6 protein-coding genes and 1 pseudogene are annotated in these 9475 nt (G+C 66.3%); 2 read left to right on the top strand and 5 right to left on the bottom strand.

Annotation, left to right across the window (positions count from 1 at the left end; translation table 11 throughout):
* Both Y704_RS24350 and Y704_RS18935 read left to right on the top strand, forming a co-directional pair.
* Positions 1-240, top strand: a pseudogene (locus tag Y704_RS24350) (alcohol dehydrogenase); the annotation flags it as partial.
* A 199-nt stretch (positions 241-439) separates the two neighbouring features.
* A complete protein-coding gene (locus Y704_RS18935) occupies positions 440-889 on the top strand; it encodes a pyridoxamine 5'-phosphate oxidase family protein (RefSeq protein ID WP_035771612.1) in 450 nt (149 codons plus the stop codon).
* A 557-nt stretch (positions 890-1446) separates the two neighbouring features.
* On the opposite strand, the gene Y704_RS0104435 is transcribed toward Y704_RS18935, so the two are convergent.
* The 5 genes from Y704_RS0104435 to Y704_RS18930 all read right to left on the bottom strand — a co-directional run.
* Entirely contained in the window at positions 1447-1890 is a 444-nt protein-coding gene (locus tag Y704_RS0104435) for a DUF4233 domain-containing protein (protein ID WP_026549214.1), read from the bottom strand.
* A gap of 6 nt (positions 1891-1896) precedes the next feature.
* Complete coding sequence (locus Y704_RS0104430) at positions 1897-3279, bottom strand: bifunctional folylpolyglutamate synthase/dihydrofolate synthase (RefSeq protein ID WP_051476687.1); 1383 nt, start codon at positions 3277-3279, stop codon at positions 1897-1899.
* Positions 3276-6578: an isoleucine--tRNA ligase gene (ileS, locus tag Y704_RS0104425; RefSeq protein WP_026549212.1), complete on the bottom strand. Its 3303-nt coding sequence runs from the start codon at positions 6576-6578 to the stop codon at positions 3276-3278. The genes Y704_RS0104430 and ileS overlap by 4 nt, the downstream gene beginning before the upstream one ends.
* Positions 6579-6945: 367 nt before the next feature.
* Complete coding sequence (locus Y704_RS0104420; RefSeq protein WP_026549211.1) at positions 6946-8841, bottom strand: alpha-amylase family protein; 1896 nt, start codon at positions 8839-8841, stop codon at positions 6946-6948.
* A gap of 117 nt (positions 8842-8958) precedes the next feature.
* Positions 8959-9475: DUF1684 domain-containing protein (locus tag Y704_RS18930; RefSeq protein WP_155850210.1), on the bottom strand; the 517-nt coding region annotated here is incomplete at its 5' end.

The raw sequence follows: 9475 nt of genomic DNA, 5'->3' as shown, positions 1-9475 counted from the left end.
GTCCACGGCAAAGGGGTCGACCTGCCACTCGATAAACTCTGGATCTCCAACCTCACCATCACCACCGGGCTGGTGAACACCAACACCACCGGCACCCTCCTGAAACTCGTCGCGCAGGGCATCCTGCCCGTCGACCGGTTCGTCAGCCACACCTACAACCTCCAGGACATCGAAAAGGCCTACGACACCTTCTCCCGCGCCGCGGAAACCAACGCCCTCAAAATCATGCTCAACGCCTGAACATCAACTAGCCCCCCGCCAACGAAGAGCACAGGCCCGACTTCCCGGGCTCAGGCTTCGGAGAGTCGGGGTCTTTCGACCCTGCTCCGCCGCCCCGCACCTCGCTAGATTCGAAGGACAACGGATCACCGGATCCGCCCGCAGCGTCCACCGGCAGAACGGGTCGACGTGCGGGTTCTGCGGAAAAGATAGGGACACCATGATTTCCCCCTCGGTCGACAGTGAATATTGGGACGCGCCCGGGCTTCTTCGGGCGTCGGAGACGCTGAGCACGGAGGAATGCTGGGCCCTCGCCACACGTCAGACGATGGGCCGGATCGGCTTCAGCCACGACGGACTGCTGAACATTTTTCCGCTCAACTATTTTGTCCATGACAACGGCATATACTTCCGTGCCTCGCCTGACGGCATCATGGCCCGGAGTTCGTTGGAGAACGTCGCCTTCCAGGCTGATCTTGTGAACCGCGATACCCGGAGCGGGTGGACCATTCTCGCCAACGGGCCGGCAGCACGCATCGACGACCCCGAACTGCTGACCACCCTCTGGGGCACCCACGCTGAGGAACCGTGGGCCCCTGGGCAGAGAAACGCCTTCTACGGCATCAAACCGACACAGATCCGCGGACGCAGGGTCCACACCACCAATTAGGCACGCAGGACAGCCAAGCACGCCGGACAGCCCCGCACGCCGGAAAGCCAAGCACGACGGACGGCGACGCGGCGCCAGGGGCAGGTTCCGTACCGTGCAGCTTTCCGCCGGGTTCCGGAGCGTCGCGTTGCCCATCACGTCGTCCGGCATGTAGCGTTCCCGCGGCGCGGGTCCTACGTCCCTTCGGGCCGGGTATTTCCTTGAATCCTGGCCCTGACGAAGCTGAGGTCCTCTGCTGAGAGCCTGTACTCGCCGTGTTCGTCAGTACTCAACTGCGTACTGGACGTCGCAGCCACCTACGCGACGAGGGTCCGCGGGAGGATGACGCAGCCGGGGTTGCTGAGGAACCATCGTTGCTCCGCCAGGTCCAGACTGCCCCAAAGTTTACCGATACTGGTCACGGCGGTGACCTCCTCATCATGCTTGATTCATCAGCGGGATCCGGGCTGCTCAGGAATGTCCGGCAACCCGTGCATCGATCAGATCATGCGGGCACGCGGGTCGGTAGAGCATAAAGACCTCCCCCTGTTGCGCAGGCGGGAGTTCCACGCCTCCTGCTACCCGTTGCCGGGTTCAGGATTGTCCCTTTCCCACTGGGCCTGCTGACGGTCCCGCTCGACATTCTCGGCATCGAGGCGCGCCCCTGTCCGCAAGCCGTAGAGCCATGTCAGGGCGAAGGCGATGCCGACGAAGAACATCGCCGGCTCGAGGAAACCGGCCGCGATGATGACGAACTGCAGCACCCATGCCACCGCGATTCCCCAGCGCCTGGTCAGCACGGCGCAGTTCAGCACGAGGAGCACGCTCAGCCCGACGCCGAGCCCAAGGATCAGCCCGCCCGGTATCTCGTCCCGGCGCAGCCCGAAAATGGTCAGGGTTCCGAAGAACACCGCGAAGGCCTCGAGTAGAAGCACCACCGAGGCGAACATGATCCTCACCGACCGGCGCTTCCTGGGCATGCCGGGCCGCCATTCGCGCTGCGCCCTGGTCAACCGTGCCATGGACTCCTACTTTCCGAGGAGGGTGCGCGCTTCGCCCACGACGGTGATCGAACCGGTGACGAGAATCCCTCCCGCGAGGTCGTTGTGCTCTTCGGCCTTCATCACTGCCCACTCGAGGGCGTCGTCGAGCCGTTCAACGATGTGGATGTTCTCCTCCGCGAAGCCTGCGGAGAGCGCCGCCTGCAGCAGGTCGGCGGCGGGGATGGAGCGCGGCGAAGTCGACTGGGTGAGGCACACGTCCTCGAGGATGCCACCGAGTTCCTCGTGCAGTTCTGCGAAGATGCCTGCCGCATCCTTGTCCTGCAGCACCCCGATGACCAGCACGAGCCGTGGGAAGTCGAACGCTTCCCTGATGCCCTTTGCCGCCGCGCGCGCACCGGCGGGGTTGTGGGCTGCGTCCACGATGATGCTCGGAGCGGTGCGCACCACCTCGAGCCTGCCGGGCGAGGTCACCGACCGCAGTCCGTTCCGGACCAGCCCGGTGTCCAGCTGCCGCGTCCCGGCGCCCAGGAATGCCTCGACGGCGGCCACCGCCACCGCGGCATTCTGGGCCTGGTGCTCGCCGTGCAGCGGAACCAGGAGTTCACCGTACCTGCCCGCCAGGCCGGTCAGCGAGACGACCTGGCCGCCCACCGCCACCGTGCGGGATTCGACACCGAATTCGACCCCCTCGAACCGGAAGTCGACGCCGGTCTCCCGCGCTGCCTCCAGCAGAACCTGGGCCGCTTCGCGCGGCTGGGCTGCACTGACGAGGAAACTGCCTGGTTTGATGATGCCCGCCTTCTCCCCCGCAATGTCCTCCAGGGTGTCGCCGAGCAGGTCGGTGTGGTCGAGGGAGATGGGAGTCACCACCGCAACCTGCCCGTCTCCCACATTGGTGGCGTCGGTGATACCGCCGAGACCCACTTCGATCACGGCGACGTCGACGGGCTCGTCCGCGAAAACGGCGAACGCGAGGATGGTGACGCATTCGAAATAGGTGAGCCGGGGCTCTCCTGCCACCAGCAGTTCGCCGTCGACGATGTCGAGGTAGGGCTTGATCTCATCCCAGACCCGCACGAACGTCTCGTCCCGGACGGGCACGCCGTCGATGCTGATGCGCTCGGTCACGCGTGTCAGGTGCGGGCTCGTGAACCGGCCGGTCCGCAGGTCATGCGCCAACAGCAGGTTCTCGATCATGCGGGCCGTGGAGGTCTTGCCGTTGGTGCCGGTGATGTGGATGATCGGGAACGCCCGGTTGGGCTCACCCAGAATCTCCATCGCCCGGAACAGCGGTGCCATGCGCGGCTCCATCCTGTGCTCCGGGGCACGGCTCAGCAGTTCGGCGTATACGCTCTCCACGGAGAACCGGTCGAGGGGCCCTGCGCCTGCGGTGTCTTCAGTGCTCATTGGTGCCTTTCCACTGCAACGCTGAACTCGTCCTCAACGCCGTCTGCTCCCAGGACGCGCAGGACGCGCAGGACGCGCGCCAGAGTTTCATCCTTGATGAGCTCAGCGTTCGCCTCGAGTGCCGCGACGTTGGTCTGCGCCACCGTGACCGTCGCGGTGATGCGGTCACTGATGTCGAGATCAGCGTCGCGGCGCGCCTGCTGGATCGCTCGAATGGCGTCACGGGCTGTGCCCTCCGCTGCCAGAGCAGCAGTGACCTCGGTGTTCAGGACGAGGAATCCGCCGCCCGGCAGCACGGTGACTGCCCGGTGCCCGGCCTCGGAGCCGGACACGACAGTTTCCAGCGCGTACTCGTGCGCTTCGAGGGCGAGTCCGCCGGCCGTCACCCCGCCGTCGTCGCCGATGGACCAGTCCCCCGACTTCGAGGCCCGAATGACGGTCTGCACCTGCTTGCCGAGACGCGGCCCCGCTGCTCGGGCGTTCACGGAGAGCCTCTGCGTGATTCCGAATTCAGCCGGTTCGGCGTCGGCCGCGTCGACCAGCCGGACGGCCCTGAGGTTCAGCTCATCGGCGATGATCGAGGAGTACTGCCCGGCGAGCTGGTGGGCAGCGGGGGCGACGACGGTCAATTCCTGCAGCGGCAGGCGCACCCTCAGGTTCGCCGCCTTGCGCAGGCTCGACCCTGCGGAGCAGACCTGGCGTGTCCGGTCCATCTGCTCCACGAGGTCCGGTGCTCCCGGGAACAGCTCGGCGGCAGGCCAGTCGGTGAGGTGCACCGAACGCCCGCCGGTCAACCCGCGCCAGATCTCCTCGGTCACCAGGGGCAGCAGCGGCGCCGCGACCCTGCAGACCGCTTCGAGGCAGGTGTAGAGAACGTCGAAGGCGTCGGTGTCCTCATCGAAGAACCGCTGCCTGCTGCGCCGGACGTACCAGTTGGTCAGGGTATCGAGGTAGCGACGGAGCGACTCGCACGCATCGCTGATGTTGAACGCATCGAGCGAGCCGGTGAGATCGCGCACCAGGTTGCCCGTGTTCGCCAGGATGTAGCGATCGATGGGTTCGCTGAGCCCGGCTGCGGCTTCAGGGGACACCGGCTTCGCCTCGTACCCTCTCCCGCCGTTCGCCGCGTTGGTGTAGAGGCTGAAGAAGTGCCACACGTTCCAGAGCGGCAGCAGGACCTGGCGCACGCCCTCCCGGATTCCCTGCTCGGTCACCACGAGGTTGCCGCCCCGCAGGATCGGCGAGGCCATCAGGAACCAGCGCATGGCATCCGAGCCGTCGCGGTCGAAGACCTCGGAGACATCCGGGTAGTTCCGCAGGCTCTTGGACATCTTCTGCCCGTCGGAGCCCAGCACGATGCCGTGGCTGATCACGTTGCGGAAGGCCGGCCTGTCGAAGAGGGCCGTGGAGAGGATGTGGAGCATATAGAACCAGCCGCGCGTCTGGCCGATGTACTCGACGATGAAGTCCGCCGGGTTGTGGGTGTTGAACCACTGCTCGTTCTCGAACGGGTAGTGGACCTGGCCGTAGGGCATGGATCCGGAGTCGAACCATACGTCCAGCACGTCCTCGACACGGCGCATGGTCGACAAGCCCGTGGGGTCATCAGGGTTGGGGCGGGTCAACTCGTCGATGAAGGGGCGGTGGAGGTCCACCTCGCCCTGCTTGTTGACCGGCAACCGGCCGAAAGCCTCCTTCAGCTCGGCGAGCGAGCCGTACACGTCGGTGCGGGGGTATTCGGGATCATCGGACTGCCAGACCGGGATGGGGCTGCCCCAGAACCGGTTGCGGCTGATGGACCAGTCACGGGCGTTGGAAAGCCACGTGCCGAACTGCCCGTCCTTCACGTTGCCGGGGATCCAGGTAATGTCCTGGTTGAGCTCGACCATGCGGTCCCGGATCTTCGTCACCTCGACGTACCAGGAGGACACCGCGCGGTAGATCAGCGGGTTCCGGCAGCGCCAGCAGTGCGGGTAGCTGTGGACGTAGCTCGCCTGGCGGAGCAGGCGGCCCTGGGTCTTCAGGACGCGGGTGATGGGTTTGTTCGCCTCGAAGACCTGCAGCCCCGCGATCTCGGCGAGCGGTCCACGGGAGAACATGGGGAGGAAACGGGCACCCTCGTCGACGGAGAGGATCACCTGGATTCCTGCCGCCTCGCAGATCTTCTGGTCCTCCTCGCCGTAGGCTGGCGCCTGGTGCACCAGGCCCGTGCCGTCCGTCGTCGTGACGTAGTCGGCGACGAGGAAACGGAACGCATTGCGGTAACCGCCCTCCTCGGCGTCCGCGAGGTAGTTCCATAGCGGCTCGTAGGTGAGGCCGTCCAGCTCCGAACCGGGATGGGTCGAGCTGACGGCCGCTTTCGCGGCCGCGGCGTCGGGAAAGCCGAGGTCCTTCGCGTAGTTGCCGAGGAGGTCCTCCGCGATCAGATAGCGGCCGGCCTCGCCGTCTCGCTCCGCCTCCACCACGGCGTAGGTGATGCCGGGCCCGACGGCGAGCGCGGCGTTGGTGGGCAGGGTCCAGGGCGTGGTGGTCCAGGCGAGGGCCTGCACGCCGGCGAGCTTCCGGGAGAGCTCGGACGCGCCGGCGAGGATGGGGAAGGTGACGGTGACCGTCTGGTCCTGGCGGTCCTGGTAGACGTCCTCGTCCATGCGGAGTTCATGGTTGGACAGCGGCGTCTCGTCGTTCCAGCAGTACGGGAGCACCCGGTAGCCGTTGTAGGTCAGGCCCTTTTCATGCAGGTTCTTGAAGGCCCACAGCACCGACTCCATGTAGTCGGGATTGAGTGTCTTGTAGTCGTTGTCGAAGTCGACCCAGCGGGCCTGTCGGGTGACGTAGCTCTTCCACTCCCCCGCGTACTTCATCACCGACGCGCGGGAGGCGTCATTGAACTTGTCGATGCCCATGGCGAGGATCTGCTGCTTGTCCGTCATGCCGAGCTGCTTCATGGCCTCGAGCTCGGCAGGCAGCCCGTGGGTGTCCCAGCCGAAGCGGCGCTCCACCCGGCGTCCGCGCTGCGTCTGGTACCGGCCCACGAGGTCCTTGGCGTACCCGGTCAGCAGGTGGCCGTAGTGCGGCAGGCCGTTGGCGAAGGGAGGTCCGTCGTAGAAGACGAATTCGTTCGAGCCGTCGGCGCCGGCGTCGCGGGCGTCGATGGAGGCCTGGAAGGTGCCGTCCTCGTCCCAGTACGTGAGGATCCGCTCTTCGATCTCGGGGAACCTAGGAGAAGAGGAAGCGGAAGCACCGGCGGCTGATGGGCGGGCGGGATCGCTCGAGGCTGCTTTGGGGTAGATCTGCGGCATGTAGTCATCCTGTGGTGGCGGCGTTTCGGAGCAAGGGGCGGTCATCCTGCTGCGAGGACGGACACTGCCTCCGGACGCCGGTTGCCTTCCCGGTCGCCGAAAGCGGTACCCGCGGTACCACCCCGCTTGCCGCCGTCGTCGGTGCCGCTCCTCCCACTGGAAGTGCGGACCCTCCTGGGGCTGCCACTCATTCGTCGGCTGTGACGGGCTTTCCCGTCCGGTTCTACCGGGCGAACCGCCCCAGTGGGGCCGGCTCGCCGTTCTTCCGGAAGCTCGCCGGTGATGGCCGGGTCGATGCTGATGCACCCAGTCTAGCCGTCGGGGTAAATGCTTGTCGAAAGGACCGGCATCAAAAGCGCCGTCCCGTTCAGGACCTTCCACCGCCGGTGCGGCAGCGGAACCACACCACTTCGTGGGGGTCGAGGCTTCGTCCTGCGGCGAGGGAGACAATTGCACCGGTCATCAGGTCGACGGCGTCGGGCGCCATGCCGGAGAGTGTCCCGGCGGTGATGTCCTGCCGCGTGTCGGCGAAGTTCGCCAGGGCGAGGATGATCGATTCCTCGCCGTCGAACACGCCGGGGCGCTGGTACCCGAGCACGTGCGGGTTGTTGGTGAAGAACGGCAGCAGGTGCCCGCCGGCGAATTCCGGCGTTGCGGATCTGACCTCGATGAGCCGTCGAAGCCCGGAGAAGATTGCTCCCGCCTCGGTGGACGGGTCCTCCATCTGCGAATACCGCCCGCCTTGGTACGGCGGCCTTCCGACCCACCGGCTGTCCGCGGCCTTCGCGGGATCGGCCAGGTAGCTGTAGTCGTTGAGTTGGCCGACCTCATCGCCCAGGTAGATGAGGGGGATTCCTCCCGTGCTGAGGATGATCGAGTGCGCGAGCAGGATCCGTCCGACGGCGCCCGGGTCGCCCGCCTCCAGACCCGCCAGTGACGCCGTCGTCCCGGAGATCCGGCAGTCACCGGTGCGCGGGTTGTCCTGGAACGGGACGCCGCGGGCGAAGCTGCCGGGGAACCGGTTGACGTAGAAAGAGTTGAGGAACCGCCGGTGGTCGAACCCGGAGATGCCGAGCTCGGCGGCGTCCTCGTCCGAGAAGGTCCACCCGATGTCGTCGTGGCTGCGCACATAGTTGACCCACGCGGTGCCGGGTGGGGTAGCGTGCCGGCGTTCCAGGGCCTGGTCAAGGAGCGAGACGTCGCGGGTTGCCAGCGAGTTCCAGATCAGCGCCATCTGCAGGGGGTTGTAGCTGAGCTGGCATTCCCCGGGGTTGATGTACTCGGCCACCTCGTCGGGATGGACGATGGCCTCGGACTTGAACAGGAGTGACGGCGCGGCGAGCCGGCACACCGCGTTGAAGGCCTGCAGGAGGAGGTGGGCTTCGGGAAGGCTTTCGCAGGCGGTGCCGAGTTGCTTCCAGATGAAGGCGACAGCGTCCATCCGGATGACGTCGATGCCCTGGTTCGCAAGGAACAGCATCTCGCCGGCCATGGCGCGGAACACCGCGGGGTTGCGGTAGTTGAGGTCCCACTGGAACGAGTAGAACGTCGCCCACACCCACCGGCCGTCGTCGAGCTGCACGAAGGAGCCGGGGTGGTCGTCGGGGAAGATCTCGCGGACGGTCCGCTCGTACGCATCGGGCATGTGCCGGTCGCGGAAGATCAGGTAGAAGTCCTCGTACTCCGGGTCGCCCGCGGCCGCTCTCCTCGCCCACTCATGCTCATTGGAGGTGTGGTTGAAGATGAAGTCGACGACGAGGGAGATCCCGTTGTCGCCCAGCTCCGCTGCAAGGGACGCGAGCTCCTCCATGGTGCCCAGCGCCGGATCGACCTCGCGGTAGCTGGACACGGCGTATCCGCCGTCGGAGTTCTCCTCCGGGGCGAGGAAGAGCGGCATGAGGTGGAGATACGTCAGGCCCAGCTCTCGGAAGTAGGGAATTCCGGCGCGGACGCCGGCGAGGTTCCCCGCGTACAGGTCGACGTAGCAGACGCCGCCGAGCATCCGGTTCGAGGAGAACCAGTCAGGAGTCTGCGCCCTTGCCGCGTCGATCGCTTTCAGGTGGGCGGGCCGGTCCTGCCAGGAATTTGCTGCTTCGACCGCGAGCAGCGCCAGCTGGTCGCCGGAACCCTCGCCGTAGATCCGGGAGAACAGGTCCTTCAGGCGCGGGAACTCCACCTCGAAGCGGGCCTCGAAGGACGCCCAGTCCGCATCCGTCGTCGACCGCCGTCGAGCGGCGAGTACTTCCGCATGAAGTGACGGCATGGCGCTTCCTCCGATCCCTGGACCCGGTTCCTGTACATGTGCCCGGCACAGCCGAATTCCTCGGGAACGCCGTCATCCAAGGCTACCCAGAGGTTCCGCAGCAGCGCCGGTCATGCCTCAGAAATCCATCGGCCGCTTCTCGCCCGCCTCTATCCTCCTGTCCAGGCTGTTGTTCCTCACCGGCATGGGGCAGGTTCCGTACGGTGTGAACGCACTCGGGTAATTGACGGCTCGATTGAAATCCAGCACCACTGTCCCGTCGGCGCCGGGCTTCGCGGTCGAGACCCTGCGCCATTCGGCCGTGGAGTCGCCGTTGGTGGCGTCATGGAAGGTGACCGTCAGTGTGCCCCACTGGTCCTCCTCCGCCTGCAGGCGGTACTCGGAATCGGTGCCGGGGAGCCGGAAGACCAACTCGCCCGCGGACCGGTGCACCCCGTCCACCAGTGGGCTGGCGGTGCTGATCGGAATGTCCACGGGTTCCGGGTACGCCTCGTAGCGGGCCTCGACCACCAGATCCGGTCGGTAGTCGAAGGTGGGAACGCCGTCGAACCCGGTGCGCACCGGCGACATCGAATCCCTGGTGCGCACGGCGTACCGATTCGCTCGGCGGGCGAGCTCCACCATCACCCGGTTG

The sequence above is a fragment of the Arthrobacter sp. Br18 genome (genome assembly GCF_000520555.1).
Classification (GTDB): Bacteria; Actinomycetota; Actinomycetes; order Actinomycetales; family Micrococcaceae; genus Arthrobacter_D.
This window is presented reverse-complemented; position numbering and strand designations above follow the sequence as displayed.

Coding starts and splice junctions, on each gene's coding strand:
- Y704_RS18935 (WP_035771612.1), top strand. CDS start 440: ATGATTTCCCCCTCGGTCGACAGTGAATATTGGGACGCGCCCGGGCTT.
- Y704_RS0104435 (WP_026549214.1), bottom strand. CDS start 1,890: ATGGCACGGTTGACCAGGGCGCAGCGCGAATGGCGGCCCGGCATGCCC.
- Y704_RS0104430 (WP_051476687.1), bottom strand. CDS start 3,279: ATGAGCACTGAAGACACCGCAGGCGCAGGGCCCCTCGACCGGTTCTCC.
- ileS (WP_026549212.1), bottom strand. CDS start 6,578: ATGCCGCAGATCTACCCCAAAGCAGCCTCGAGCGATCCCGCCCGCCCA.
- Y704_RS0104420 (WP_026549211.1), bottom strand. CDS start 8,841: ATGCCGTCACTTCATGCGGAAGTACTCGCCGCTCGACGGCGGTCGACG.